Origin of the sequence: Pseudomonas sp. EZ-C24 (assembly GCF_014525325.1) — a bacterium.
GTDB lineage: Bacteria > Pseudomonadota > Gammaproteobacteria > Pseudomonadales > Pseudomonadaceae > Aquipseudomonas > Aquipseudomonas shirazensis.
Window position 1 is genome coordinate 238,662 of record NZ_JACDIU010000012.1, and the last position, 25,978, is coordinate 264,639.

21 protein-coding genes and 1 pseudogene are annotated in these 25,978 nt (G+C 61.1%); 14 read left to right on the plus strand and 8 right to left on the minus strand.

Annotation, left to right across the window (positions count from 1 at the left end; translation table 11 throughout):
• Positions 1-48 precede the first annotated feature (48 nt).
• From lpdA to brnQ, 4 genes are all read left to right on the plus strand, one after another.
• Positions 49-1,485 carry a dihydrolipoyl dehydrogenase gene (gene lpdA / locus IDM28_RS07840; protein WP_101318139.1) on the plus strand — a complete coding sequence of 479 codons (1,437 nt, stop codon included), beginning with the start codon at positions 49-51 and terminating at the stop codon, positions 1,483-1,485.
• A gap of 173 nt (positions 1,486-1,658) precedes the next feature.
• Positions 1,659-2,825: an ADP-forming succinate--CoA ligase subunit beta gene (gene sucC, locus IDM28_RS07845; protein ID WP_008091914.1), complete on the plus strand. Its 1,167-nt coding sequence runs from the start codon at positions 1,659-1,661 to the stop codon at positions 2,823-2,825.
• Positions 2,825-3,709: a succinate--CoA ligase subunit alpha gene (gene sucD, locus IDM28_RS07850; RefSeq protein WP_101318141.1), complete on the plus strand. Its 885-nt coding sequence runs from the start codon at positions 2,825-2,827 to the stop codon at positions 3,707-3,709. The genes sucC and sucD overlap by 1 nt, the downstream gene beginning before the upstream one ends.
• Before the next feature lie 310 nt (positions 3,710-4,019).
• Complete coding sequence (gene brnQ / locus IDM28_RS07855; RefSeq protein WP_150573381.1) at positions 4,020-5,333, plus strand: branched-chain amino acid transport system II carrier protein; 1,314 nt, start codon at positions 4,020-4,022, stop codon at positions 5,331-5,333.
• Positions 5,334-5,455: 122 nt separating this feature from the next.
• On the opposite strand, the gene soxR is transcribed toward brnQ, so the two are convergent.
• Positions 5,456-5,920, minus strand: coding sequence for a redox-sensitive transcriptional activator SoxR (gene soxR, locus IDM28_RS07860; protein ID WP_188035661.1), 465 nt, complete (start codon positions 5,918-5,920; stop codon positions 5,456-5,458).
• A 167-nt stretch (positions 5,921-6,087) separates the two neighbouring features.
• Between soxR and IDM28_RS07865 the strand changes: the two genes are divergently transcribed.
• The 5 genes from IDM28_RS07865 (at position 6,088) to IDM28_RS07885 (ending at position 13,158) form a co-directional block, all read left to right on the plus strand.
• Complete coding sequence (locus IDM28_RS07865) at positions 6,088-6,573, plus strand: DUF2165 family protein (protein ID WP_188035662.1); 486 nt, start codon at positions 6,088-6,090, stop codon at positions 6,571-6,573.
• A 35-nt stretch (positions 6,574-6,608) separates the two neighbouring features.
• On the plus strand, positions 6,609-7,730 hold the full coding sequence (locus IDM28_RS07870) for an efflux RND transporter periplasmic adaptor subunit (RefSeq protein WP_188035663.1): 1,122 nt from the start codon (positions 6,609-6,611) through the stop codon (positions 7,728-7,730).
• Entirely contained in the window at positions 7,727-10,834 is a 3,108-nt protein-coding gene (locus tag IDM28_RS07875; RefSeq protein ID WP_188035664.1) for a MexW/MexI family multidrug efflux RND transporter permease subunit, read from the plus strand. The genes IDM28_RS07870 and IDM28_RS07875 overlap by 4 nt, the downstream gene beginning before the upstream one ends.
• Positions 10,831-12,267 carry an efflux transporter outer membrane subunit gene (locus tag IDM28_RS07880; RefSeq protein ID WP_188035665.1) on the plus strand — a complete coding sequence of 479 codons (1,437 nt, stop codon included), beginning with the start codon at positions 10,831-10,833 and terminating at the stop codon, positions 12,265-12,267. The genes IDM28_RS07875 and IDM28_RS07880 overlap by 4 nt, the downstream gene beginning before the upstream one ends.
• A gap of 126 nt (positions 12,268-12,393) precedes the next feature.
• Entirely contained in the window at positions 12,394-13,158 is a 765-nt protein-coding gene (locus IDM28_RS07885) for a DUF599 domain-containing protein (RefSeq protein WP_150573387.1), read from the plus strand.
• A 51-nt stretch (positions 13,159-13,209) separates the two neighbouring features.
• Here IDM28_RS07885 and IDM28_RS07890 read toward each other — a convergent pair whose 3' ends face one another.
• Positions 13,210-13,476, minus strand: coding sequence for a hypothetical protein (locus IDM28_RS07890; RefSeq protein WP_101318157.1), 267 nt, complete (start codon positions 13,474-13,476; stop codon positions 13,210-13,212).
• A gap of 149 nt (positions 13,477-13,625) precedes the next feature.
• Here IDM28_RS07890 and IDM28_RS07895 point away from each other — a divergent pair, with 149 nt between their 5' ends.
• From IDM28_RS07895 to IDM28_RS07910, 4 genes are all read left to right on the plus strand, one after another.
• Entirely contained in the window at positions 13,626-14,102 is a 477-nt protein-coding gene (locus tag IDM28_RS07895; protein ID WP_150569693.1) for a PaaI family thioesterase, read from the plus strand.
• The gene (locus tag IDM28_RS07900; protein WP_101318160.1) at positions 14,102-14,560 is read left to right on the plus strand and encodes a PaaI family thioesterase; all 459 of its coding nucleotides are present in this window, start codon (positions 14,102-14,104) and stop codon (positions 14,558-14,560) included. The genes IDM28_RS07895 and IDM28_RS07900 overlap by 1 nt, the downstream gene beginning before the upstream one ends.
• A 96-nt stretch (positions 14,561-14,656) precedes the next feature.
• A complete protein-coding gene (gene htpG / locus IDM28_RS07905; protein WP_101318162.1) occupies positions 14,657-16,564 on the plus strand; it encodes a molecular chaperone HtpG in 1,908 nt (635 codons plus the stop codon).
• A 74-nt stretch (positions 16,565-16,638) separates the two neighbouring features.
• Positions 16,639-17,385 (plus strand): dienelactone hydrolase family protein, encoded by a 747-nt coding sequence (locus tag IDM28_RS07910; RefSeq protein WP_188035666.1) that lies wholly within the window; start codon positions 16,639-16,641, stop codon positions 17,383-17,385.
• On the opposite strand, the gene IDM28_RS07915 is transcribed toward IDM28_RS07910, so the two are convergent.
• Positions 17,374-18,237, minus strand: coding sequence for a pirin family protein (locus tag IDM28_RS07915; RefSeq protein WP_188035667.1), 864 nt, complete (start codon positions 18,235-18,237; stop codon positions 17,374-17,376). The two genes, IDM28_RS07910 and IDM28_RS07915, sit on opposite strands and share 12 nt — an antisense overlap.
• A gap of 114 nt (positions 18,238-18,351) precedes the next feature.
• Between IDM28_RS07915 and IDM28_RS07920 the strand changes: the two genes are divergently transcribed.
• Positions 18,352-19,356 (plus strand): amidohydrolase family protein, encoded by a 1,005-nt coding sequence (locus tag IDM28_RS07920; protein WP_188035668.1) that lies wholly within the window; start codon positions 18,352-18,354, stop codon positions 19,354-19,356.
• A 78-nt stretch (positions 19,357-19,434) separates the two neighbouring features.
• Here the strand turns inward: IDM28_RS07920 and fabB are convergent, their stop codons facing one another.
• The 5 genes and pseudogenes from fabB to IDM28_RS07945 form a co-directional block, all read right to left on the minus strand.
• The gene (fabB, locus tag IDM28_RS07925) at positions 19,435-20,655 is read right to left on the minus strand and encodes a beta-ketoacyl-ACP synthase I (RefSeq protein ID WP_101318171.1); all 1,221 of its coding nucleotides are present in this window, start codon (positions 20,653-20,655) and stop codon (positions 19,435-19,437) included.
• A gap of 11 nt (positions 20,656-20,666) precedes the next feature.
• On the minus strand, positions 20,667-21,182 hold the full coding sequence (fabA, locus tag IDM28_RS07930; protein WP_101318173.1) for a 3-hydroxyacyl-[acyl-carrier-protein] dehydratase FabA: 516 nt from the start codon (positions 21,180-21,182) through the stop codon (positions 20,667-20,669).
• A gap of 227 nt (positions 21,183-21,409) precedes the next feature.
• Positions 21,410-22,918 (minus strand): annotated as a pseudogene (locus IDM28_RS07935) (ATP-binding protein); the annotation flags it as partial.
• Positions 22,915-23,805 carry an ABC transporter substrate-binding protein gene (locus IDM28_RS07940; RefSeq protein WP_188035669.1) on the minus strand — a complete coding sequence of 297 codons (891 nt, stop codon included), beginning with the start codon at positions 23,803-23,805 and terminating at the stop codon, positions 22,915-22,917. The gene IDM28_RS07940 and the pseudogene IDM28_RS07935, both read right to left, overlap by 4 nt.
• A complete protein-coding gene (locus IDM28_RS07945) occupies positions 23,805-25,919 on the minus strand; it encodes a TonB-dependent receptor plug domain-containing protein (protein ID WP_188035670.1) in 2,115 nt (704 codons plus the stop codon). Before IDM28_RS07945 ends, IDM28_RS07940 begins: the two co-directional genes overlap by 1 nt.
• Between the last annotated feature and the right edge of the window lie 59 nt (positions 25,920-25,978).

A 25,978-nucleotide genomic window follows, 5' to 3' on the forward strand; every position in this document is an offset into this window, starting at 1 on the left:
TCGCTTGCCGCTTGAGGCTTGCAGCTTGTAGCTGAAAAGGAATCTTTTATGACCCAGAAATTCGACGTGGTAGTGATTGGTGCAGGCCCTGGTGGCTATGTTGCCGCGATCAAGGCCGCTCAGCTTGGCTTGAGCACCGCCTGCATCGAGAAGTACACCGACGCCGAAGGCAAACTGGCCTTGGGCGGTACCTGCCTGAACGTCGGTTGCATTCCTTCCAAGGCGCTGCTGGACAGCTCCTGGAAATACAAGGAAGCCAAAGAGAGCTTCAACGTTCACGGTATCTCCACTGGCGAAGTGAAGATGGACGTTGCTGCCATGGTTGGCCGCAAGGCTGGCATCGTGAAGAACCTGACCAGCGGTGTTGCCACCCTGTTCAAGGCCAACGGCGTTACTTCGATCCAGGGCCACGGCAAACTGCTGGCTGGCAAGAAAGTCGAAGTCACCAAGGCTGACGGCACTACCGAAATCATCGAAGCCGAAAACGTGATCCTGGCCTCCGGCTCGCGTCCGATCGACATTCCGCCGGCTCCGGTCGACCAGAACGTCATCGTCGACTCCACCGGTGCCCTGGAATTCCAGACCGTTCCGCAGCGTCTGGGCGTGATCGGCGCTGGCGTGATCGGCCTGGAACTGGGTTCGGTATGGTCGCGTCTGGGTGCTCAGGTAACTGTCCTGGAAGCTCTGGATACCTTCCTCATGGCTGCCGATACTGCAGTTGCCAAGGAAGCCCAGAAGACCCTGACCAAGCAAGGCCTGGACATCAAGCTGGGCGCTCGCGTGACCGGCTCGCAAGTCAACGGCAACGAAGTCGAAGTGACTTACACCGATGCCAACGGCGAGCAGAAGATCACCTTCGACAAGCTGATCGTTGCGGTCGGCCGTCGTCCAGTGACCACCGAACTGCTGTCTGCCGACAGCGGCGTCGACATCGACGAGCGCGGCTACATCTTCGTCGATGACTACTGCGCAACCAGCGTGCCGGGCGTGTACGCCATCGGTGACGTGGTGCGTGGCATGATGCTGGCGCACAAGGCCTCGGAAGAGGGCATCATGGTTGTCGAGCGCATCAAGGGCCACAAGGCTCAGATGAACTACGACCTGATCCCATCGGTGATCTACACCCACCCGGAAATCGCTTGGGTCGGCAAGACCGAACAAGCCTTGAAGGCTGAAGGCGTAGAGGTTAACGTGGGCACCTTCCCGTTCGCGGCCAGCGGCCGTGCGATGGCTGCCAACGACACCGGTGGTTTCGTCAAGGTCATCGCCGATGCCAAGACCGACCGCGTTCTGGGTGTGCACGTGATTGGCCCATCGGCTGCCGAACTGGTTCAGCAGGGCGCAATCGCAATGGAATTCGGCACCAGCGCCGAAGACATCGGCATGATGGTGTTCAGCCATCCGACCCTGTCCGAAGCGCTGCATGAAGCCGCTCTGGCTGTGAATGGCGGTGCCATTCACGTCGCCAACCGCAAGAAGCGTTAATTATAAGAAACCACGGCGGGTCGCCCGTCGTGAGTCCTGCGTGCATGACTCACCGCGGAACGTCCGCCGGACCGGACCTTCGGGACCACCCGAAGGTTTAACGGTCACAGGTGGTGCGGCGCCATTGTTGGCGCAGCGCCGAAGCGCAGTACCTAACGAAGACGGTATAAAGCATGAATCTTCACGAGTATCAGGGTAAGCAGCTGTTCGCTGAATACGGCCTGCCAGTTTCCAAGGGTTTCGCAGTCGACACCCCTGAAGCAGCAGCAGAAGCCTGCGACAAGATCGGCGGTTCCGAGTGGGTTGTAAAAGCCCAGGTTCACGCAGGTGGTCGCGGTAAAGCGGGCGGCGTCAAGCTGGTTCGCAGCAAAGAAGACGCCAAGGCGTTCGCTGCACAGTGGTTGGGCAAGCGTCTGGTGACTTACCAGACTGACGCCAACGGTCAGCCAGTGACCAAGATCCTGGTCGAGTCCTGCACTGACATCGCCAAAGAGCTGTATCTGGGCGCTGTAGTCGATCGTTCGAGCCGTCGTATCGTGTTCATGGCTTCCACCGAAGGTGGCGTGGATATCGAGAAAGTCGCTCACGAAACTCCTGAGAAGATCATCAAGGCTACTATCGATCCACTGGTTGGCGCTCAGCCATTCCAGGGTCGTGAACTGGCGTTCCAGCTGGGTCTGGAAGGCAAGCAAGTTGCACAGTTCGCCAAGATTTTCGTAGGCCTGGCCAAGCTGTTCAAAGAACACGACCTGGCCCTGCTGGAAGTCAACCCGCTGGTCATCAAGGCCGACGGCGACCTGCATTGCCTCGATGCCAAAATCAACATCGATGCCAACGCAATGTACCGTCAGCCTAAGCTGAAGACCTTCCACGACCCGTCCCAGGACGATCCTCGTGAAGCCCACGCTGCCAGCTTCGAGCTGAACTACGTAGCGCTGGAAGGCAACATCGGTTGCATGGTCAACGGTGCTGGCCTGGCCATGGGTACCATGGACATCGTCAACCTGCACGGCGGCAAGCCAGCCAACTTCCTCGACGTAGGTGGTGGTGCTACCAAAGAGCGCGTGACCGAAGCTTTCAAGATCATCCTGTCCGACAGCAATGTCGCGGCCGTACTGGTCAACATCTTCGGCGGCATCGTTCGCTGCGACATGATTGCCGAAGGCATCATCGGCGCTGTGAAAGAAGTCGGCGTCAAGGTACCGGTTGTCGTCCGTCTGGAAGGCAACAATGCCGAACTCGGCGCTAAAGTACTGGCAGAAAGCGGTTTGAACATCATTGCTGCAACCAGCCTGACCGACGCTGCTCAACAAGTTGTCAAAGCTGCGGAGGGCAAGTAATGAGCGTCCTGATCAATAAAGACACCAAAGTCATCTGCCAGGGCTTCACCGGCTCGCAGGGCACTTTCCACTCCGAGCAAGCCATCGCCTACGGCACCAAGATGGTTGGCGGCGTGACTCCGGGCAAGGGCGGCACCACTCACCTGGGCCTGCCAGTGTTCAACACTGTGAAAGAAGCTGTAGAAGCTACCGGCGCTGACGCTTCGGTCATCTACGTTCCAGCTCCTTTCTGCAAGGACTCGATCCTTGAAGCAGCCCTGGGCGGCATCAAGCTGATCGTCTGCATCACCGAAGGCATTCCTACCCTGGACATGCTGGATGCCAAGGTCAAGTGCGACGAACTGGGTGTTACCCTGATCGGCCCTAACTGCCCAGGCGTGATCACTCCGGGCGAGTGCAAGATCGGCATCATGCCAGGTCACATCCACTTGCCAGGCAAGGTCGGTATCGTGTCGCGTTCCGGCACCCTGACCTACGAAGCTGTCAAGCAGACCACCGACGCCGGCTTCGGCCAGTCGACCTGCGTCGGCATCGGCGGTGACCCGATCCCAGGCTCGAACTTCATCGACATCCTGAAGCTGTTCCAGGAAGACCCGCAGACCGAAGCGATCGTCATGATCGGCGAGATCGGCGGTTCGGCTGAAGAAGAAGCCGCTGCCTACATCAAAGCCAACGTGACCAAGCCGGTCGTTTCCTACATCGCTGGTGTTACCGCTCCTGCGGGCAAGCGTATGGGTCACGCTGGTGCAATCATCTCTGGCGGCAAAGGCACTGCAGACGAGAAGTTTGCAGCGCTGCAGGACGCAGGTGTTAAAACCGTGCGTTCGCTGGCCGACATCGGCAAGGCCCTGGCCGAGCTGACTGGCTGGGAAGCCAAGAAGTAATACGCTAGACCCCCCACGCGCACAGAGGCCACCTTCGGGTGGCCTTTGTCGTTTCAGCAGTACCGCAAGTCAGCTCACTGGGGCTGTCGTTCATAACCGCGACAGCCAATTGCATTGGCGAGACACCTCGTCAGCCAGCCGTGCAGTCGGGGTGCAACTTGGTTACACTGTCGCCCACTTTCGTGTCGGCGCCCCAAAAGGGTGCGGGTATGTCAAAAAGGTCTGTCCCACCCGGACGGTCCCATATTTCCCTCATCCAAGGGGAAATCCCTCTCTAAATCCCGATTTCAGTAGTGTGGTATTTCCTTAAATGAAAGTTCTCAAAGGCCAGGATATTCTGGCGCTTGGCTTTATGACGTTTGCGCTGTTCGTCGGCGCCGGCAACATCATCTTCCCGCCGATCGTTGGCTTGCAGTCAGGCCCGCACGTGTGGATGGCAGCCTTGGGCTTCCTCGTCACTGCGGTAGGCCTGCCGGTCATCACCGTGGTTGCCCTGGCCAAGGTCGGCGGCGGCATGGACGCGTTGAGCAGCCCGATCGGCAAGTTCTTCGGTGGCCTGCTGGCGGCGGTCTGCTACCTGTCGGTCGGCCCGCTGTTCGCTACCCCACGTACGGCGACGGTGTCGTTCGAAGTGGGCGTAGCGCCGTTGACCGGTGAAAGCCCGCTGGCGTTGTTCATCTACAGCCTGGTCTACTTCATCATCGTGCTGGCAGTGTCCATGTACCCCGGCAAGCTGCTCGATACCGTGGGCCGCTTCCTTGCACCGCTGAAGATCCTCGCCCTGGCGGCCCTGGGTATCGCTGCGTTTGCGCTGCCTGCCGGGACCATCGGCGAAGCACAGCCGGCTTACGTTGCCGCGCCGTTCTCGCAGGGTTTCATCAATGGCTACCTGACCATGGACACCCTCGGGGCGCTGGTCTTCGGTATCGTCATCGTCAACGCGATCCGCTCGCGTGGCGTAGAGTCGCCAAAGCTGATCACCCGCTATGCAGTCATCGCTGGCCTGATCGCCGGGTTAGGGCTGGCACTGGTGTACATCAGCCTGTTCCGCCTCGGTGCCGGCAGCCATGACATCGCCGCTGACGCTACCAACGGCGCGGCCGTGCTGCATGCCTACGTGCAACACACCTTTGGCTCGCTTGGTAGCGGCTTCTTGGCGGTTTTGATCGCGTTGGCCTGCCTGGTGACTGCGGTTGGCCTGACCTGCGCCTGTGCCGAGTACTTCAGCCAGATTCTGCCGCTGTCGTACCGCACGCTGGTGGTGATCCTGGCCGGTTTCTCGCTGGTGGTTTCCAACCTTGGCCTGACCAAGCTGATCATGTTCTCGATCCCGTTGCTGACGGCAATCTATCCACCATGCATCGTGCTGGTGGCGCTGAGCTTCTGCAAAGGGATCTGGAACTCGCCGGTGCGTATCATGGGTCCGGTGATGGCGGTGTCGTTGTTGTTCGGCATGGTCGACGCGATCAAAGGCACTTCGCTCGCGCACATCCTGCCGGATGCCGTAGCGCATCTGCCGCTGAGCGAACAAGGCCTGGCGTGGTTGGTACCTTCGGCGCTGACCCTCGGCGCGGCGATGCTTTGCGACTGGATGCTGGGCAAGCCGCGCGAGGTCCTGGCGTGAGGCACTGACAGCTTCTGGCGAGCGCTGGCCACAAGCCGCTTGGGCGTTTGCTGCAGCTGAATGACAAAACCCCGTGTCCGTCAGGATCCGGGGTTTTTTTATGCGTGGCTTACAATGTGCAACTAGGAGCGTTCCAGAATCTGCGGGCCAGGGCCTGCTTCACCGAGTACATCACCTGGGTTGCGCAACGGGCAGTCATCCAGCGATAGACACCCGCAACCTATGCAACTGTCCAGTTCGTTCCGCAATCTCGTCAGCCGTTCAATGCGCTCATCGAGGTTGGCCTTCCACTGCGACGACATCACCTTCCACTGCGCCGCGGTGAGTTTGCTGCCGACCGGGTACTGGCTGAACGCTGCGCGGATGGAGTCAAGGGAAATCCCGGTGCGCTGTGCCACTTTGATGATGGCGATATAGCGCAACATGATTGCCGAGTAGCGGCGCTGATTACCTTCGCTGCGCGTGCTCGTGATCAACCCTTTGGACTCATAGAAGTGCAGGGTAGAGACCGCTACGCCGCTGCGCCTGGCCACCTCGCCGACGCTCAATGTCCGGTAGGGGCTAATCGATTCCAGTTCTTTGTCCATGGTGCTTGACCTCAAGATAACTTGAGGTATTAGAGTGCCTCGCGCTGCATTTGGCAAATCTGCGTGCGCGCCGTGGGATCGGCGCGTGCTCCCGTGCGGGCTGGCTGCAATGGCAGCCGTCTGCAGCGGCAACGGGCAATAGCACTACTACGGATAAAGGCACTTCTATGAGTTTGGATAGTTCTGTGTGGCTGTTTCAGTCGCTGTACGCAGTCGGCCTGGCCATTTGGCTGACGATCGCTGTGATCGATAACCTGCGCGGGTTTCGTGAGTTGGTCCACGCGGTGGGGGTGACGATGTCGATGACGTCGCTGCAACAACCACCCGCTATCCATTCGATCCTGTCGGAGCGTGCGCTGACCTCCGTGCGCTGGCATCGCCTGGCCGTGTCCGTGCTGCTGGTGCTGAAGTGCGTTGCTTTGCTTGCGTGCTGGATCGGGTGTTACCTGTTGCTTATCGGCGGCGGCCTGGAGCAAGCCCGTCCTTGGCTCAACGTTGCCCTGAGCGCTTTCACTGGCTGCCTGTTGGCCATGCATCTGGGCGGCCTTTGGTTCGCTTACTGGATTCGCGAAGACGACCTGCAACGCGGTCACCTGGAGTTACTGATCTGGACGTTGGGCAGCTTTTTCCTGTTCAACGGCCGCTGGGCATGAACCGAACCAAGTCCGAGACCAAGAGCCTCTTCGCCATGCATACAAAAACGACCCGTGCCCTCGCCATCGCAGCGTGTGCCCTCATCCTGTGCGCTGCGCTCTACGCAGCGGGTAATTTCAAAGACACTGCAGACACAGCTGGAGTGACTGCATTGACCAAGGTCGCGCTCGCTACCGTCGAGCACGGCAACGCTTCGAGTAGCATCTCCGCAATCGCCGGGCTGGAAGCCGCTCGCCAGGTGCAGGTGCCGGCGGAGGTCGGTGGTCGGGTGACCATGATCTCGTTCACCTCGGGGCAGGCGGTTGCCGCGGGTCAGTTACTGCTGCAACTCAATGACGCACCCGAGCAAGCCGAGCGCATACGCCTTCAGGCACAGCTGCGTAATGCGCAGACAGCGCTCGCACGCACCCGCAGCCTGGTCGCGCAAAACGCCGCGACCCAGGAGCAGCTCGACGACGCACGCGCGGCACATGACATGGCCCTCGGCGCGCTACGGCAGAATGAGGCGTTGATCGCACAAAAGGCTATTCGTGCGCCATTCTCCGGGGTGGTTGGCATCCGCCGTGTGCATGAAGGCCAGTACCTGAACGCTGGTGATGCAATTGTCAGCCTGGTCGACGCGCGCACGCTTCACGCCAACTTCTCGCTCGCCGAGCAAAGCAGCCCAGGCCTCTACGTCGGGCAGCCGGTCGAGCTACTGGTCGATGCTTATCCTGGTCGCAGTTTCCAGGCAAAGGTAAGCGCGATTGATCCGTTGATCGACCGCTCGCGTACGGTCCAGGTGCAAGCCACGCTGACCAACCCCGACAGCCTGCTCAAGGCCGGTATGTACGCGAGCATCCAGGTGGCGCTCGCCGAGAAGCAGCCGGTGCTCACCATTCCGGAAACGGCGGTGACTTACACAGCCTATGGCGACACGGTATTCGTGGCGGAACGCAACGACCAGCAGATGCTGGTGGTCAAGCGTGTCGCCGTCGAGGCCGGCGAGCGGCGCGATGGTCGCGTGGAGATCGACAAGGGCCTGCGCGAAGGAGATCGGGTGGTCACCTCCGGGCAGCTCAAGCTCAGCGATGGCATGGCCGTCGAGGAGGTCACGCATGACACCTTGGCCGCACCAGATCCGCTTGCCAGCGATATCGCACAGGTGTCGCCATGAAATTTACCGATGTTTTCGTGCGCCGCCCGGTGCTCGCCTTGGTGGTCAGCACGCTGATTCTGCTGCTGGGCTTGCTCGCAGTGGGCAAGCTGCCGATCCGCCAATACCCCATGCTGGAAAGCTCGACCATCACGGTCATGACCGAGTATCCGGGAGCATCGTCGGAGCTGATGCAAGGCTTCGTTACCCAGCCGATTGCGCAAGCGGTGTCGTCCGTCGAGGGCATTGACTATCTATCGTCCTCCTCGGTGCAGGGGCGCAGCCTGGTCACCCTCAGGATGGAGCTCAACCGCGACTCGACCCAGGCGCTGACCGAGGTCATGGCCAAGGTCAATCAGGTTCGCTACAAGCTGCCGGCGCAGGCCTATGACCCGGTGATCGAACGCTCGTCCGGCGACTCCACCGCCGTCGCTTATGTTGGTTTTTCCAGCGCAACGCTCGCTACGCCAGCGATGACCGACTACCTGGCGCGGGTGGTGGAGCCGATGTTCTCCACCATCGAAGGGGTTGCCAAGGTCGAGGTATTCGGCGGGCAACGGCTCGCGATGCGGTTGTGGCTGGACGCCGACCGCTTGGCTGCACGTGGGTTGACCGCTGCCGATGTCGCGCAGGCTGTGCGGCGCAACAACTTTCAGGCCGCACCCGGCAAGGTCAAGGGCCAGTACGTGGTGTCGAGCGTGCGGGTCAATACCGATCTTGCCAGCGTCGCCGAATTTCGCGAGCTGGTAATTCACAACGACGGCAACCGCCTGGTGAAGTTGAAGGACGTCGGCACGGTCGAGCTGGGAGCAGCAGCGTCGGAAACCAGCGGCTTGATGGATGGCACGCCCGCGGTACACCTGGGGCTGTTTCCGACCCCGGCTGGCAACCCGCTGGTGATCGTCGCAGGGATCAGGGAGCTGCTGCCGCAGATCCGCCAGACCCTGCCGCCTGGCGTGCAGGTCGAACTGGCCTTCGAGACTTCGCGGTTCATTGAGGCGTCGATCGATGAGGTCATGCATACCTTGCTCGAAGCCTTGCTCGTGGTCGTGGTGGTGATCTATCTGTGCCTTGGCTCGTTGCGCACCGTGTTGATCCCGGTGGCGACCATTCCGCTGTCGATGCTGGGCGCCGCAGGTTTGATGCTGGCTTTCGGCTTCAGCATCAACTTGCTGACGCTGCTGGCCATGGTGCTGGCCATCGGGCTGGTGGTGGACGATGCCATCGTGGTGGTCGAAAACGTCCATCGGCACATCGCGGCGGGCAAGTCACCGGTCGCCGCTGCGTTGATCGGCGCGCGTGAGGTGGCCGGGCCGGTGATCGCCATGACCATTACCCTCGCGGCGGTGTATGCGCCGATTGGGCTGATGGCCGGCCTGACGGGCGCATTGTTCAAGGAGTTTGCTTTGACCCTGGCCGGCGCGGTGGTGGTGTCGGGCGTGGTTGCCCTGACCCTGTCGCCGGTCATGAGCTCGTTGCTGTTGCCAGCCAGACAGCAGGAAGGGCGCATGGCGCATGCCGCCGAGCAGTTCTTTGCTGGTTTGACGCGACACTATGGCCAGCTGTTGAGTATTTCGCTGAGCCACCGCTGGGCCACTGCCGGGTTCGCCCTGCTGGTGTGCGTGAGCCTGCCGCTGCTGTATCAGTTGCCGCAGCGCGAGCTGGCACCCGCTGAGGATCAGGCCAACGTGCTGACTGCGATCAAGGCGCCGCAGCATGCAAATCTGGACTATGTGGAACGTTTTGCCCATAAACTCGATGCCGTCTACGCAAGCATCCCGGAGACCGTCAGCACCTGGATCATCAACGGCAGCGACGGCGTGGCCTCCAGCATCGGTGGCATCAACCTGTCGACCTGGGGCGAGCGCGAGCGATCAGCCGCGCAGATCCAGGCGCAACTGCAGGGCGCCGTCAATGAAGTCGAAGGCACCAGTATCTTTGCCTTCCAGTTAGCGGCGTTGCCCGGTTCTACCGGCGGCCTGCCGGTGCAGATGGTGCTGCGCAGTCCACAGGGCCATGCGCTGCTTTACCAGACAATGGAGGAGATCAAACAGCGCGCACGAGACAGCGGCCTGTTTGCCGTGGTCGACAGTGACCTCGATTACAACAGTCCGGTGGTGCAGGTGCGCATTGATCGCGCCAAGGCCAACAGCCTTGGTATAAGCATGCAGGACATCGGTGAATCGCTGGCGGTACTGGTCGGTGAGAACTACGTCAACCGTTTCGGCCTGGAGGGCCGCTCCTATGATGTAATTCCGCAGAGCGTGGGCAATCAGCGCCTTACTCCGCAGGGGTTGGCGCGCCAGTTCGTGCGCACACAGGATCACACGCTGGTGCCGCTGTCGACCGTTGTGCAGGTAGCGATGCAGGTAGAGCCCAACAAGTTGACGCAGTTCAACCAGCAAAATGCCGCTACCTTGCAGGCCATCCCTGCGGCGGGTGTATCACTTGGCGAGGCCGTGGCCTTTCTCGAGGGGGTGGCGAGTAGCCTGCCGGCCGGCTTCAGCCATGACTGGCAATCCGATGCCCGCCAGTACGTGCATGAAGGCAGCGCGCTGGTGTTCGCGTTCCTCGCGGCGCTGGTGATCATTTACCTGGTGCTGGCCGCACAGTACGAAAGCCTGATCGACCCGTTGATCATCCTGATCACCGTGCCGCTATCGCTTTGCGGCGCATTGCTGCCGTTGGCGCTGGGCTTTGCCACCTTGAACATCTATACCCAAATCGGCCTGGTGACCCTGATTGGTCTGATCAGCAAGCACGGCATCCTCATGGTCGAGTTCGCCAATGAGCTGCAGGCGCATGAAGGGCTGAACCGGCACACGGCCATTCTGCGTGCGGCACAGATTCGCCTGCGGCCGGTGCTGATGACCACTGCGGCAATGGTGGTGGGGCTGGTGCCGTTGTTGTTCGCCAGTGGTGCGGGTGCTAATAGCCGCTTCGGGTTGGGTGTGGTGATCGTGTCGGGGATGCTGGTCGGTACGCTCTTCACCTTGTTCGTGTTGCCCACGGTGTACACGCTGCTGGCCCGCAACCACTCGGCCAGCGCCACGACCCTTCGCGCACGACAACTTGCCGAAGTCGATACTTGTGAGGGCGCAGCGGAGCAGGGGAGCGCATCATGAAAAAACTGTACCCATGGGTCTTGATGGCCAGTGTCAGCGCGGTGCTCGGCTGCGCGGTAGGACCGCAATACGTTCAACCTGTCACGCCGCCGATTGCAGTGCAGAGCAAGCAGGCGAGCCAGTTCAATGCGGCGCTGAGTCAGGCGCCGTGGTGGACGTTCTTCGATGAACAGCGGCTTACTCAGCTTATCTCCACGGCACTGACGCACAACCATGACATTCGCCAGGCCCAGGCCAACCTGCAGGCTTCTCGCGCGGTGTCCGATGAACGCCGCCTGGATCGACTGCCCACCGTCACCGCGCAAGCTGGCTATCTGCGCAGCATCGCGCAACAAGCCGACGCTGACGGTAAGGTCGAACGCAGGCTGAGCGAAAGCTGGCGGACAGGTTTCGATGCTCAGTGGGAGATCGATTTGTTCGGGCGTCTGAACCGCCTGAGCCAGTCGGCACAAGCTCGTTCGCAGGCAATGCAGGCAGAATTGGACTTGATCCAACTGACCATTGCCGCCGAAGTTGCGCGTGCCTATTACGAGGGCCAAGGCGCGCAGCACAGACTGCAACTGGCTCGAGCGCAGGCACAGAGCTGGCAAGAAACGCTGCAGTTGGTCCAGGCCCGCGTAATGTCGGGCAGCGGCTCCCCGGAGGATCTGGAGAACGCCCGCGCCAACCTGTTGCGCAGCGAGGCCGCCATTCCGCCGCTGGCAGTAATGCTTGAGCAAATGCGCTTACGGCTCGATGTGCTGACGGGTTATCGGCCAGGCCACCATTCAGTCAACTTCGACGCGCCATCACCGCCACCTCTGGTCAGGCAATTACCGCTGGGCGACGTTGATCGCCTGATCCGCGCCAGGCCCGACGTGGTGCGTGCCGAGCGCTTGCTGGCAGCGAGCACTGAAGACGTCGGCGCTGCGACTGCCGAACTGTACCCGCGTGTGGACCTGGGTGGCTTCATCGGGTTCATCGCCCTGGGCGGCAACACCATCGGCAGCGCATCACGCGCATTCGAGGTTGCGCCTGGCGTCAGCTGGCCTGCACTGCGCCTGGGCAGCGCGCGTGCGCGCTTGCGCGGGGCGCAGGCGCTATCGGAGGGCGCCCTGGCAGGCTACGAGCAGTCCTTGCTGCAGGCTCAGGAGGAGGTTGAGCACGCTGTTACCCAGCTCACCCAGCAACAAACGCGTGTGGCCAGGATGCTGCAATCGGCCACTCATGGCCAGGCAGCACTCGACATCGCGATGGCGCGCTATCGCGCGGGCTCGGGCAGCTACTTGGCAGTGCTGGAAAATCAACGCGCCCTGTTCGAGATCCAGCAGGAGCTTGCCCAGGCGGAGACAGCCTCGTATGTCCACGTTATCGCCCTTTACAAGGCACTGGGTTGGGGTGCAGCAGGCCCTGGTCATGCGCCGCAGGCGCTCACTGCAGGTGCAGGCGTGTGAGCCGAAGCGTGGCGACCTGGGTGGTTGGTGAGGGGGCGCAGCTTTTGTAGTTCAACGCGTGTCTTTTGCCACATTCGGGCGTCGAAACCGATATCCTTTTGTGCACCTGAACGGTCGAGAACCTGCATGAGCTTTATCCAAAGCAACCTGAGCAACCTGTTGGCAGTCTGCTGGTTTGCCCTGTGCTGGGGTGGTTACACCCGCTACGCAATCTGGAAGGGCCGCGATACGGCCTGCCTGGCCAGCGTTCTGCACCTCTATCGGGAAGACTGGATGCGGCGCATGCTGCTGCGCGACAACCGCATTGCCGATGCCAGTGTGATCGGCAACCTTGAGCGCAATGCATCGTTCTTCGCTTCCAGCACGTTGATCATCCTTGCCGGTATCCTCACGGTGCTGGGGGCGTCGGACCGCGCCGTATCGCTGCTGGCCGACCTGCCGTATGTGCAGGTGGCTTCGCAGGGCATGTCGGAAGTGAAGCTGTTGGGCCTGGCGGCGGTGTTCGTCTACGCCTTCTTCACCTTCAGCTGGTGCATGCGCCAGTACAACTTTGCAGCGGTGCTGGTGGGCTCGGCGCCGATGATCGGCGAGCGCCTGGTCAACGAGCTTGAGCGCAAGGCATTTGCCGCGCGGGCAGCACGGGTGCTGTCACTTGCGGCCAACCAGTTCAACTTGGGCTTGCGCGCCTATTACTTCGGCATGGCCATGTTGACCTGGTTCATCAACCCGTGGCTGTTCATGGTCGTCAGCCTGGGCGTAGTGCTGATTCTTTATCGCCGCGAGTTCCACTCCGATGTATTGGAAGTGATGGTGTTCACGCCGACTGAAAGTGTCCCTGCTGACGCGCCGAAAGAGCCGACCGCGGTGTTGACTGAAACGGTTAATCGTTAAACTTCAGGCATAAAAAAACCCGACAATGTCGGGTTTTTTAATGTGCTGCGATTACGGCTTGACTGGTGCAGTCGGGGCCGGCTCGCCTTTGTCAGCAGCTTCTTCGGCTGCTTTTTGCTGCGCTTCAGCCTGGTCTTTGGCAGCTTCGGCGTTTTCCTTGGCAGCTTCATTCATCTTATCCTGAGCTTCGCCCGCTTTTTCCTGGGCTTGCTCAGCGTGTTCCTGTGCATCTTGAGCCTTGTTTTCGCTTGCCTTGTCGCAAGCAGCCAGGCCCATGGCAGCAGCCAGCATCAGAGCAAAAGCAAAAGGTTTACGCATGGGGTGTCTCTCCTTGGGTGGAATAACTTACTTGAACCTTCGAGTTCAAGTGCGCGAAATTAGTTCCACAGAGATTACAGATATATAAGTGCGCGTCCACTCTGGAATTTTCAACGCGCTTGTGCTGTCACGCCAACGAGGGCTTACCGGTGATCGATTCATCTCTGACGGCCATGGCTGAACGCTTTCTGTCGGCACTCCGGCATTGCCAGTTATTGAACATGCGCGTGCATCAAGCTGATGCTGGCGGCATGACCCTGGTGCTACCTTGGTCGCCGCTGCTGGTTGGCAATCCACAGACCGGTGCAGTCCATGGCGGCGCGCTGACCACGTTGATGGACACCACCTGCGGCATGGCCACTTTGTGTTCTTTGGCGCAGTTCGAAGTGTGCCCGACCCTGGATCTGCGCATCGACTATATGCACCCCGCCGAGGCCGGCAAGGATATCTACGGCCACGCGCATTGTTATCGTGTCACCCGCGATGTGATTTTCACCCGTGGCATGGCCTATCAGGATGACCCCGAGCAGCCTATCTGCCAGGTGGTGGGGACTTTCATGCGCCTGGGTCAGCAGGCCAGGGGTGGTATCCGCTTTGCTGGCAAGCTTGATGGAGGGCAGGGCTGATGATTCCGGCAGACGTTCGCCAGCGCCTCAATCAGGCCCACGCTGTGGGTGATTACGCACCACTGCTGTCATTGATTCCTTATGCAGGGCTCATCGGTATCGAGTGCGAGCGCCAGGGCGAGCAGCTGTTGTTCCGCTTGCCAGCCAGTGCCGACAATGTCGGCAATCCGCTGTTGCCGGCCATTCATGGTGGTGTCATCGCAGGTTTCATGGAGCTCTCGGCAGCGCTCTACCTGCTGGTCTATAGCGAAAGCGCGAGCATTCCGAAAATCATCGATTTCTCCATCGACTACCTGCGTGCCGGCTATCTGCGCGACACCTACGCCAGCTGCCAGCTCTGGCGTCAGGGGCGGCGGGTGACCAATGTCGCGATCAGTGCCTGGCAGGACGATCGCAACCTGCCGATCGCCATGGCCCGTGCTCATTTCAAGATCGAACCGGAAAAGCCCTTGAAATAGTCCGCCATGCCCCCATCTGTTGGACATCCCGCCGTAAACGCCGGCCACCGCGGCCTGCCAGGCGACCATTGCCATCAGATCGGAGTTTTGAAGACCATGAGTGTGGAGACACAAAAAGAAACCCTGGGCTTCCAGACCGAGGTAAAGCAACTGCTGCACCTCATGATCCACTCGCTGTACTCGAACAAGGAAATTTTCCTTCGCGAGCTGATTTCCAACGCCTCCGACGCCGCTGACAAGCTGCGTTTTGAAGCCCTGGCCAAGCCAGAGCTGCTCGAGGGCGACGCCGACCTGAAAATCCGCGTCAGCTTCGATGCCGAGGCCGGCACCGTGACCCTGGAAGACAACGGCATCGGCATGAGCCGTGAAGATGTCATTGCGCACCTGGGCACCATTGCCAAGTCGGGCACTGCCGATTTCATGAAAAACCTCAGCGGCGACCAGAAAAAGGATTCGCACCTGATCGGTCAGTTCGGCGTGGGCTTCTATTCGGCGTTCATCGTCGCCGACCAGGTCGACGTCTACAGCCGTCGTGCTGGTCAGCCAGCTGCTGAAGGCGTGCACTGGTCGTCGAAAGGCGAGGGCGAGTTCGAAGTTGCCACCATCGACAAGCCACAACGCGGCACGCGCATCGTTCTGCACCTGAAGAAGGAAGAACAGGAGTTTGCTGACGGCTGGCGCCTGCGCAACGTCGTGAAGAAGTACTCCGACCACATTGCCCTGCCAATCCAGCTGCCTAAAGAGCAGGCCGAAGCCGCTGAAGGCGAAGCCGCACCGGCGCAGGAATGGGAAACCGTCAACCGCGCCAGCGCCCTGTGGACCCGTCCGCGTACCGAGGTCAAGGACGAGGAATACCAGGAGTTCTACAAGCACATCGGCCATGACTTCGAAAACCCGCTGGCCTGGAGCCACAACAAGGTCGAAGGCAAGCTCGAATACAACTCGCTGCTGTACGTCCCGGCCCGCGCGCCGTTCGACCTGTACCAGCGCGAAGCGCCGCGTGGCCTGAAGCTGTACGTGCAGCGTGTGTTCATCATGGACCAGGCCGAGTCGTTCCTGCCGTTGTACCTGCGTTTCATCAAGGGCGTGGTTGACTCCAATGACCTGTCGCTGAACGTTTCGCGCGAGATCCTGCAGAAAGACCCGATCATCGACTCGATGAAAACCGCGCTGACCAAGCGTGTGCTGGACATGCTCGAGAAGCTGGCGAAGAACGAACCCGAGCAATACAAGGGCTTCTGGAAGAACTTCGGCCAGGTCCTCAAGGAAGGCCCGGCAGAAGATTTCGCCAACAAAGAGAAGATCGCCGGCCTGCTGCGCTTTGCTTCAACCCACGACGACAGCGGCGAGCAAAGTGTGTCGCTGGCTGACTACCTGGCCCGTGCCAAAGAAGGTCAGGACAAGATCTACTACCTCACCGGCGAAACCTACGCGCAGGTCAAGAACAGCCCGCACCTTGAGGTCTTCCGCAAGAAAGGCATCGAAGTGCTGCTGCTGACCGACCGTATCGACGAGTGGCTGATGAGTTACCTGAGCGACTTCGACGGCAAGAGCTTTGTCGATGTTGCCCGCGGTGACCTTGACCTGGGCAAGCTGGATTCGGAAGAAGACAAGAAAGCCCAGGAAGAAGTCGCCAAGGAAAAAGAAGGTCTGGTCGAGCGTCTGAAAGCTGCGCTGGGTGACAGTGTTGCTGAAGTGCGTGTTTCCCATCGCCTGACCGACTCGCCAGCCATCCTGGCCATCGGTGAGCAGGACCTGGGCCTGCAGATGCGTCAGATTCTCGAGGCCAGCGGGCAGAAAGTGCCGGATTCGAAGCCTATCTTCGAATTCAACCCGGCTCACCCGCTGATCGAGAAACTCGATCACGAGCAGAGCGAGGATCGTTTCGGCGAGCTTTCGCACATCCTCTTCGATCAGGCTGCCTTGGCCGCTGGCGACAGCCTCAAGGACCCTGCGGCGTATGTGCGTCGCCTGAACAAGCTGCTGGTCGAGCTGTCTGCTTGAGATAAGCGCTGAATAAGCCCGCTTCGGCGGGCTTTTTTATTACGGTCTTTTGTACCAGGACAAGGAGAAGCTTGATGAGCAAAGCAATCGTCGAATCGTTGGTCTATCACCACGCCGGCAAGGTTTACGAGAGCCGCTTGGTATACGCCCCAGGCGCAGAAGCAAAACCTGCTCTGCTGATGGCGCCGAACTGGATGGGCATCGGCGAAGGTGCCGAGCGCATTGCCAGGGAAGTCGCCGAGAAGGGCTATGTGGTGCTGATCGCCGACCTCTATGGGCAGTCGGTGCGGCCGACCAATGCAGATGAAGCGGGCGCCGCCATGATGCCGCTGAAAAACGATCGTGGTGAGCTGCGCAAGCGCATGCATGCCGCCCTGGCCCAGTTGCTGGGGCAGTCCAGGGCGCTGCTGGCGCCGGGCAAGGTGGCGGCGTTCGGCTTCTGTTTTGGTGGTTGCTGTGCACTGGAGCTGGCCCGCAGTGGCGCTGATCTGAAAGCCACTGTCTCCTTCCACGGCACCCTCGACACACCTGATAGCGCTGATGCCGGCAACATCAAAGGTTCGGTACTGGTGCTGCACGGCGCCAGCGATCCACTGGTACCCCGCGAGCAGCTACCTGCCTTCGAGCAGGAAATGAACGCGGCCAAGGTCGATTGGCAACTGGTCAGCTACGGCGGTGCGGTGCATTCGTTCACCGACCCGGCGGCAAACGTACCGGGCAAGATGCAGTTTGACTGGCGCACCTCGCAGCGCGCGTTCAAGGCTATGCATAATCTGCTCGAAGAAGTGTTCAAACCGGATCCTGCTTCGCTAGCGGGGTAACTCGATCCGCTGGGTTTCTCCGGCTACCACTGGCCATTGCCCGGCTGCCCAGTTGGCCCGTGCCTGTTCGATCAGTGCCGGGTCGCTGGCAACAAAGTTCCAGTTCATCCGCCGTGGCCCATCCAGAGGGGCGCCGCCGATCAGTGCCAGTTGGCATTCACCTTGCGCGTACAGCGTCAGTTCCTCGCCTTCTGGCAGCACCAGCAAGCTGTGCGGCTCGACCGGCTCATCATCGAGCAACACCTCGCCCTCCAGCAGATACAGCGCACGCTGAGTATGTTCAGTGGGGATCAGCAGGCTGGTTGCCGGTTGCATGCCGATGTGCGCGTACAGGGTAGGGGAGAGCACCGGTACCGGCGATTCAAGGCAAAAGCCTTGACCGGCAATCAGACAGATACGCACCCCCAGGGTGTCGCTGACCGGCAAGCTCGCTGCGCAGTGATGGCTGTAGCTGGGCAGTGCCTGCTCGTGTTCACGCGGCGCCGCCAGCCACACCTGCAGCCCATGCAGGCGTGAGCCGCTTGCGACCAGCTCGGCCGGCGTGCGCTCGACATGGGCCACGCCACGACCGGCGCTCATCCAGCTGACCTCGCCAGGCCGCACACGTTGATCAGAGCCAATGCTGTCCTTGTGCAGCAGTTCGCCTTCGAACAGGTAGGTCAGGGTCGCCAGGCCGATGTGTGGATGTTGGTGGATATCCATGCCACTGCCCGCAGCGTAGTCGGTTGCCAGCATATGGTCGAAGAACACAAACGGGCCGACGCTGCGGCACTGCGCCGAGGGTAGCAGCCGCAGAATGGGCTGGCCTGCGATGGTTTCGGCGCGTGGGCGGATGATCAACGGGCGGCTCATGCATGGCTCCAGGCACAGGGCTGAGGCTGCAAGCATAGCGGTTTGCCAGCCATTGCTGAACCGTGGCCACCAGGCGCGGGTCTACTCTGTTCGAATCAGCTCAAGGAAACTGCCATGATCGCCAGAGCACTGGCTGCGGTGCTGGTCTCGGGCCTGCTGTGCCACGCGGCGCAGGCGCGCGACTACCGCTACAGCGATGCCCATCTGCATTACGTCGACTTTTTCCAGGAATCCGAGGGCATGCCGGCCCTGCTTGCGGCGATGGACGATGCCGGTATCGACCAGTCGATGATTTCCGGGGTGTCAGTGGCGAAGAAGTGGCACGAGGACGAACCCAAGCGCCCGCGCTACTACGCCGGTGATGATGCCGATGCCTACTGGTACAGCGCCACTGACGTCTATGTGGCGGCCGCATTGGAAAAGCTGCCGGCCGAACAGCGCAAGCGCTTCCATCCATTCCTGACCGGCTTCAATCCGGTCGACAAGAATGCAGCCAGCCACATCGAGCGTATGCTCGAGCTGTACCCGGGAATGTGGCAGGGCATCGGCGAGGTGTTCACCCGCCATGACGACCTTACTGCGCTGACCAGCGGCGATACGCCGAGGGCCAACAACGAGGCCATGACACGGATTTATCACCTGGCCGCAGAACGTGACCTGCCCGTGCTGATCCACTCCAACATCACCTCCAAGCGCGAGCGCAACCCACTGTACCTGGCCGAGCTGGAAGAGCCCCTGCGCAACCATCCGCACACACGATTCATCTGGGCGCATGCCGGTACCAGCATGGAGATTCATCGCCATCAGACGCAGATGGACTTTCTCTTGCCGGTAGTAACGCGATTGTTGAAGGACTATCCGAACCTGTACATCGACTTGTCCTGGAGTGTGCTCGAGCCGTATCTGCTCGACGATGCAGGCAAGCCGCGCAAGGCCTGGGTCGAGTTGGTCGAGCAGTACCCTGACCGGTTCATGTTGGGTTCGGATGTGGTTGGTCGGTTCGACAGCCTGGGCAAGGAGCTGCATGGCTTCGATCCATTCCTGGATGCCTTGAGCGAAGAGGTGGCGCACAAGGTGGCGCGGGACAACTTCCTGGCGGTGCTGCCCAAGGGGCACTGAGCCGCGCCAGGCAACGCAAACGCCGAAAACAAAAACGCCCCGAACCAGTCGGGGCGTTTTCAGTGCAGCAGTCAGGCCTTATTTGCCTTCCCAGCGCTTGAGCACTAGGGTGGCGTTGGTGCCGCCGAAGCCGAAGCTGTTGCTCATGACGGTGTCGATCTTCGCGTTTTCGATGGTTTCACGCTGGATCGGCAGGTCAGCAACTTCCGGGTCCAGCTCATCGATGTTGGCGGAGCCGGCGATGAAGTTGTTTTCCATCATCAGCAGGCAGTAGATCGCCTCGTGCACGCCAGCGGCGCCCAGCGAGTGGCCGGACAGGCTCTTGGTCGAGCTGATCTTCGGTGCCTTGTCCTTGAACACTTCACGCACACCTTTCATCTCGGCGACGTCGCCGACCGGAGTCGAGGTGCCGTGAGTGTTGAGGTAGTCGATTGGTGTATCAACGGTCGACAGCGCCTGCTGCATGCAGCGGATCGCGCCTTCGCCGCTCGGAGCGACCATGTCGTAACCGTCGGAGGTGGCACCGTAGCCGACGATTTCAGCGTAGATCTTGGCACCGCGGGCGAGGGCGTGTTCCAGCTCTTCGACCACGACCATGCCGCCGCCGCCAGCGATGACGAAACCGTCACGGTCAGCGTCGTAGGCGCGCGAAGCCAGCTCAGGCGTTTCGTTGCGCTTGGTCGACAGGGCGCCCATGGCATCGAACAGGAACGACTGGCTCCAGTGCTCTTCTTCACCGCCACCGGCAAAGACGATGTCCTGCTTGCCCCACTGGATCTGCTCCAGAGCGGTACCGATGCAGTGTGCACTGGTGGCGCAGGCCGACGAGATCGAGTAGTTGATACCCTTGATCTTGAACGGCGTGGCCAGGCACGCGGAAACGGTGCTGCCCATGGTGCGGGTAACCCGGTACGGACCGACGCGCTTGACGCCTTTCTCGCGCAGGGTGTCCAGCGCTTCCATCTGGTTCAGGGTCGATGCGCCGCCGGAGCCTGCTACCAGGCCGGTGCGTGGGTTGGAAACCTGCTCTTCGCTCAACCCCGAATCCTTGATCGCGTCCTGCATCGCCAGGTAGGCGTAGGCAGCGGCGTGACCGACGAAGCGGAACACCTTGCGGTCGATCAGTTCTTCGAGGTTCAGGTCGATGGAGCCGGAAACCTGGCTGCGCAGCCCCATTTCCTTGTATTCCGGGTTGAAACGAATGCCCGGACGGCTCTTGCGCAGGTTTTCGGTGACGGTCTCTTTGTCATTGCCCAGGCACGATACGATGCCCAGACCAGTGATAACGACGCGGCGCATGCGAATAACCCTTAGAAATTGTCAGTGGAGGTGAACACGCCGACCCGGAGGGCTTCGGCCGTGTAGATCTCGCGGCCGTCGACACTGACCGAGCCATCGGCGATGGCCATGTTCAGCTTGCCTTTCAGGACGCGCTTGATATGAATGTTGTAGGTGACTTTCTTCGCAGTAGGCAACACCTGGCCGAAGAATTTCACTTCGCCAGAGCCCAGTGCGCGACCGCGACCCGGCAAGCCCTGCCAGCCGAGGAAGAAGCCGACCAGCTGCCACATGGCATCGAGGCCCAGGCAGCCCGGCATGACCGGATCACCTTCGAAGTGGCAGGCAAAGAACCACAGGTCTGGAGTGATATCCAGCTCAGCGACCAATTCACCTTTGCCGAACTTGCCGCCTTCCTCGCTGATATGCGTGATGCGATCAACCATCAACATGTTGGGGGCGGGCAGTTGCGCGTTACCTGGGCCGAACAGCTCACCGCGACTGCAGCGCAGCAGGTCTTCCCGAGTAAAGGCGTTTTGTTTGGTCATGCGAGCTCCTCAATAATCCCCATGCGGCAGGGGATGAATCTTCCCGGCCATCCCTGAGCACCAAAGGGCTCAAGGCGGCAGCCTACAGATAGACTATTGCGTTGTGGTGAAAGTCACAGTGATCCTGGTAAATGAGTACAGGTGTTCACTGAAACCGGTATTTTCAGGCCCAGCGGCGCGCCTGTCCAGCATTAAGACTGCCGCACTTTAACATTTATCGCCAGTCACGGCTGTCTGGCCGGGTGGCTCGCGGCTGCAAGCGTCAGCGGTATTTCCAGGGTGAACGTCGAGCCTCGCCCCGCGCGGCTCTGTGCGTGCAGGCGGCCGCCCATGCGCTCTGCCAGGGTTCGCGCGATGGCCAACCCCAACCCGGTGCCGCCGTAGCGGCGCGAGATCGAACTGTCGGCCTGCTGGAAGGCAACGAACATGCTTTCCAGATGCTGGTCGTCGATGCCGATGCCGGTGTCGCGAACCGCGCAGGTGAACCATAGCCCACCCGTATCGGCCAATTGCCAGCGCGGCTCGATTTCGACCCTGCCTTGCTCGGTAAATTTCAATGCATTGCCAATCAGGTTGAGCAGGATTTGGCGAATCCGCGTCGGGTCGCCATAGACGCGCATGTGCTCGGCGCCAGCGGGCAACTGCAGGTGCAAGCCCAGGCCACGCTGCTGGGCGCTGTGCTGGAAGGCTTGCACACTGCTGGTGATCAGTTCGCCAAGGCTGAATTCGATGTGTTCCAGCTCAAGCTGGGTGCGCTCGATACGCGAGAAATCGAGGATGTCGTTGATGACTTTGAGCAGATGCCCGGTCGATTCACTGGCGACAGAGGTGTACTCGGCCTGCTCGACGGTCATCTGGGTGGTTTCCAGTAACTGCAACATGCCGAGCACGCCGTTCATCGGTGTGCGCAACTCGTGGCTCATCATCGCTAGAAAGTCCGACTTGGCGCGGTTGGCCTGTTCGGCTTCCTCACGCGCCTGGGTCAGTTGCGCGATTGCCTGACGCTGCTCCTGGCTGGCCTGCTCAAGGGCGCTGGCGAGGTTGTTGATGTGCCGCGCCAGGTTGCCCAGTTCGTTGTCATCGACCACCGGCACCGGGGTATTGAAGGTGCCTTGCTGAATCGCCTTGACGGCAAGCCCCATGTCGCTGATCGGCTCGGCCAGGCTGCGTGCCAGGCGCCGCGCCACCAGGAACGTGAAGAGCAGGGCAAACAGGGCGAGGATGCCGGCCTTGATCACAATCTCCTGCTGGCGCTGGTTGAAGGCATCGTCGGACATGCCGACGATGACCCGGCCCAGGTAATCATCGGTGATGCCCGGCAAGGTGGTCTTGGTGGGTGGCAGGAAGTCACTGTCCAGGCGGATCTGCTGCAGACGGATCGGCGCCTGGAACACCTCGACCCGCTGTGCGCGGTTGGCGCTCTCATCGGCCTGCTCGACATACACCAGAATATTGTTGCGGCCATCCTGAACCTCGAGGAAGCGCACATGGGGGATGCTCAAAGTGGCGCGCATCAGGCTGTCGAGCACTTCATTGTTGCCTGAGATAACCCCGTATTCGGAAGCCGGGGCCAGCTGATTGGCGATCAGTTGCCCGGTGTGATTGAGCTCCTGACGCAAATCCTGAATGCGCACGAAGGTGAAGAAGCTGATCAGCAGCAGCGTCAGCAGCAGGGCCGGCCCCAGGCTGATGATCTGGGTGCGGGTATGGATATCCCAGCTCAGGCGTTTACTCATGGGGTGGACTCTCCTGCGGCCAGGGCCAGTGCGGCGGCCTGCGGGTCGATCGGTTCGAGGCCCAGCGCGCGCGCCACCTGTTGGTTGCCGCTGACGCCGAAATGGACAGGGTACAAGCTGCGTGGCCAGCGAGCTGGCGGCTGATCGAGCAATTGGTCGAGCACTGCCAGCCAGTCGTCCTGGTCGCTATAGGTGCTGGCCAAGGCGCCGGCACGGACAAAACCGGCGTTGGGGCCGATCAGCGCCATTTGCCGGCCGTAGCTACTGAGCAAGACGTTTTTCGCGGTCTTGGCGTTATACAGATCAGGGTCATCCAGGCCGAGCAGTACGTCGCTGTCAGCCAGCACTTGCTGTAGCGGGCGGCTGTCGCGCAGGTCTGGCCAGGGCTGGGCAACGATCTCAAGCCCCAGTGGCCGTGCGGCCTGGCGCAACTCATTGAGCAAAAAGTGGCTGTGCTGGCCATAGAGCACGCCGATTCGTCGTGCCTGCGGCATCAGCAAGCGGGTCAGGCGCAACTGCCGGGCCAACGGTGGATCGTTCCAGAGCAGGCTCAGGTAGCCCGGGCGATCTGCCCCCAGCAGATGTTCGGCCTCGACGCGGCTGACCCGCATGAGCAATGCACGCGGCCCGGCGGATTCGCTCATGCGCCATTGCAGCGCGGCGCGGTCGAGCAGGATCAGGCGCAGGTCACGCGGCAGTTGGCTGGGGGGCGGCAAGCTTGAGACGGGTTGGAAGTGCACCTGATCATTGCCACGGCGAACTTGCAGTGCCTGGGCGAAGCTGCGCATTCCAGCCTGGTCGCTGGCGCCGACCACCAGCACCTCATTGGCCGACAGGGTCGCCAGTGGCCACAGGCAGATCAGCAGCAGACCGAGCAAGCGCGCCATCAGAACTCCAGCTCCGCGCTGACGCTCAGGCGCTGACGACTGTCGTAGCGGTTCTGCGCGAGGGTGATCGGTTCATCGTCCAGACGCTGCTGCCACAGTGCGGCCAGCTCAAGGTTGCTGCGCCGAATGCGCCAGCGCTTGGCCAGGCGCAGGTCAACCCGCTCATAGCGATACTGGTTAAGCGCGTCATCGCCGTAGTAGAACAGCGCACTCGACCAGCCATCGCCCCAGTCGCGCAACCAGCCGGCAGAGCCGCTATTGCGCGCACTGGCTTCGCTGTCGTTGCGGTTGCTGGCCCAGGCGTCGACATAAGCGTAGGTCAGGCGCAGCCGGTCACGCTGGCCAAGGTGCCAATCGAGCTGCAGCTCACTGCCGCTGAAACGGGCCTTGTTGCTGTTGCTGGCGATGTACTGGTTATTGCGCAGCGGCTCGCTGATCATGCCGCTGATTTCGTCGTAGAAGACCTTCAGGTCAAGGTTCAGACCGATTTCGCTGAAGCTGCCGTTGTAGCCCAGTTCACGCGAGCGCATCCGCTCCTGATCGAGATCACCTGGGCCGCGGGTCTTGACGAAGTACTCGCCCCTGCCCAGGCCAGGCTGATAGGGGCTGAGGTTATTGACCGTATAGCTCCAGTTGACGTTGTTCTCGAACATGTCGGGTGAGCGCACTGCTTCGGAATACACCGCACGCAGGCCATGACGCGGGGTGATCAGGTAGTTGACCGCCAGGCGCGGCGTCAGCGAACTGCCGGACAGGCGGCTGTCCTCGAACATGGTTCCGCCCTGGATGATCCAGTGCTCGTCGGCGCGCCATTCCAGCTGGCCGAACAGGCGCCAGGTGTGGTCGCTCAGGGTGCCATTGAAATAGGTCTGCGAGTCAGCCTGGTCATAGCGAAAGTTGGCGCCGCTGAGCAGGCGCAGGTTGTCGGTCAGGCTCAGGGTGTCCTGGATTTCCAGGTCGTAGCGGGTTTCCCGGGTGCTTTGGTCGACATCACCGCACACGACCTGGCTGCCGCCCTGGCTGTCCCACTGGGTCTTGACCTGATCGCGCAGTGCCTGCAGCGCAGGATTGTTGTTGGCCGGCGGGTTGACGATGTTGCGGGCGACCTGCTCGGCGTAGTTCGAGTCGAGCTGCCACAGTCGAGTCAGGGCTGGGCTGAACGACAATGCCGCATCGCAGGCACGCCACACTTGCTGGCGGTCGAAGTGCTGCGCCGAGCCCTGTACATAGAGACTGTGCTGGTCACTGAAATCAATGTTCCAGCGCAGCGAGCCAGCGTAGTCCTTGGCCTTGACGTCTGCGTTGTTGCCACGGGCGGTGACGTAGGGAAACACCGGCTGATAGGTGTAGGGGCGCTGATTGCTGCCTTCCTTGGCCGCCAGTTGCCACTCCAGCGTCTGGTCGCTCGCCAACTGCTGCAGCACGCTCAGGTTGATCCGGTTGAGCCGGCGGCTGTCGCGGTAGTCAGCGCCCGACTGGTCGTGATCGAAGCCGTCATCCTCCTGGCCGGACATTGACAGACGCAGGTCGCCGCCCTCCCAGCCCAAGCCCTGGCTGGCGTAAAAATCGTTGACGCCATCCGCCCCGCGGCTCAGCTTGAGGCGCGTGCCCTGGCTGTCGGCAGGGCTTCGGGTGAGGATGTTGACCACCGCCATCAGGGCATTGGCGCCATAACTGACCGTGTTTGGCCCGCGAAACACCTCGATCCGCTCAATATCCTCAAGTGCTACCGGGATATCGCTCCAGTCGACGGTGGCCAGGCCTGCGCGGTACACCGAGCGGCCGTCGATCAGCACCTGCATGCGCCGCGCCTCGCTGACGTTGCTGCCATGGTAGTTGACCGTCGGCTGGTTGCTGGCGCCGTAGCCGATCATCATGCCCGGCACCAGCCGCAAGAGCTCGGGGATGTCGCGGGCGCCGCTGGCGCGGATCAACTGGCTGTCGAGCACAGTCATGCTGCCCGGTACGCCGGCTGCAGATTGTTTAAGTCGGGTGGCGGTGAGAACTTGCGGCAGGTCCTGGTTGTCAATAAACAGGTCGTCGGCTACAGCTGGCCCGCCAAGCAGGGCAGTCAGTAATAGCAGGCGAGGGAAGGGCGGCGTGCCAGACAACACGTTACAGCCTTGTTTCAGCAGGAAACGCGCATGTTAACCGACCGCCGAGGTTTTTCCAG

What these genes read in the sequence shown, in the direction of transcription:
- lpdA (WP_101318139.1), top strand. Translation starts at nt 49, where the DNA reads ATGACCCAGAAATTCGACGTGGTAGTGATTGGTGCAGGCCCTGGTGGC.
- sucC (WP_008091914.1), top strand. Translation starts at nt 1,659, where the DNA reads ATGAATCTTCACGAGTATCAGGGTAAGCAGCTGTTCGCTGAATACGGC.
- sucD (WP_101318141.1), top strand. Translation starts at nt 2,825, where the DNA reads ATGAGCGTCCTGATCAATAAAGACACCAAAGTCATCTGCCAGGGCTTC.
- brnQ (WP_150573381.1), top strand. Translation starts at nt 4,020, where the DNA reads ATGAAAGTTCTCAAAGGCCAGGATATTCTGGCGCTTGGCTTTATGACG.
- soxR (WP_188035661.1), bottom strand. Translation starts at nt 5,920, where the DNA reads ATGGACAAAGAACTGGAATCGATTAGCCCCTACCGGACATTGAGCGTC.
- IDM28_RS07865 (WP_188035662.1), top strand. Translation starts at nt 6,088, where the DNA reads ATGAGTTTGGATAGTTCTGTGTGGCTGTTTCAGTCGCTGTACGCAGTC.
- IDM28_RS07870 (WP_188035663.1), top strand. Translation starts at nt 6,609, where the DNA reads ATGCATACAAAAACGACCCGTGCCCTCGCCATCGCAGCGTGTGCCCTC.
- IDM28_RS07875 (WP_188035664.1), top strand. Translation starts at nt 7,727, where the DNA reads ATGAAATTTACCGATGTTTTCGTGCGCCGCCCGGTGCTCGCCTTGGTG.
- IDM28_RS07880 (WP_188035665.1), top strand. Translation starts at nt 10,831, where the DNA reads ATGAAAAAACTGTACCCATGGGTCTTGATGGCCAGTGTCAGCGCGGTG.
- IDM28_RS07885 (WP_150573387.1), top strand. Translation starts at nt 12,394, where the DNA reads ATGAGCTTTATCCAAAGCAACCTGAGCAACCTGTTGGCAGTCTGCTGG.
- IDM28_RS07890 (WP_101318157.1), bottom strand. Translation starts at nt 13,476, where the DNA reads ATGCGTAAACCTTTTGCTTTTGCTCTGATGCTGGCTGCTGCCATGGGC.
- IDM28_RS07900 (WP_101318160.1), top strand. Translation starts at nt 14,102, where the DNA reads ATGATTCCGGCAGACGTTCGCCAGCGCCTCAATCAGGCCCACGCTGTG.
- htpG (WP_101318162.1), top strand. Translation starts at nt 14,657, where the DNA reads ATGAGTGTGGAGACACAAAAAGAAACCCTGGGCTTCCAGACCGAGGTA.
- IDM28_RS07910 (WP_188035666.1), top strand. Translation starts at nt 16,639, where the DNA reads ATGAGCAAAGCAATCGTCGAATCGTTGGTCTATCACCACGCCGGCAAG.
- IDM28_RS07915 (WP_188035667.1), bottom strand. Translation starts at nt 18,237, where the DNA reads ATGAGCCGCCCGTTGATCATCCGCCCACGCGCCGAAACCATCGCAGGC.
- IDM28_RS07920 (WP_188035668.1), top strand. Translation starts at nt 18,352, where the DNA reads ATGATCGCCAGAGCACTGGCTGCGGTGCTGGTCTCGGGCCTGCTGTGC.
- fabB (WP_101318171.1), bottom strand. Translation starts at nt 20,655, where the DNA reads ATGCGCCGCGTCGTTATCACTGGTCTGGGCATCGTATCGTGCCTGGGC.
- fabA (WP_101318173.1), bottom strand. Translation starts at nt 21,182, where the DNA reads ATGACCAAACAAAACGCCTTTACTCGGGAAGACCTGCTGCGCTGCAGT.
- IDM28_RS07940 (WP_188035669.1), bottom strand. Translation starts at nt 23,805, where the DNA reads ATGGCGCGCTTGCTCGGTCTGCTGCTGATCTGCCTGTGGCCACTGGCG.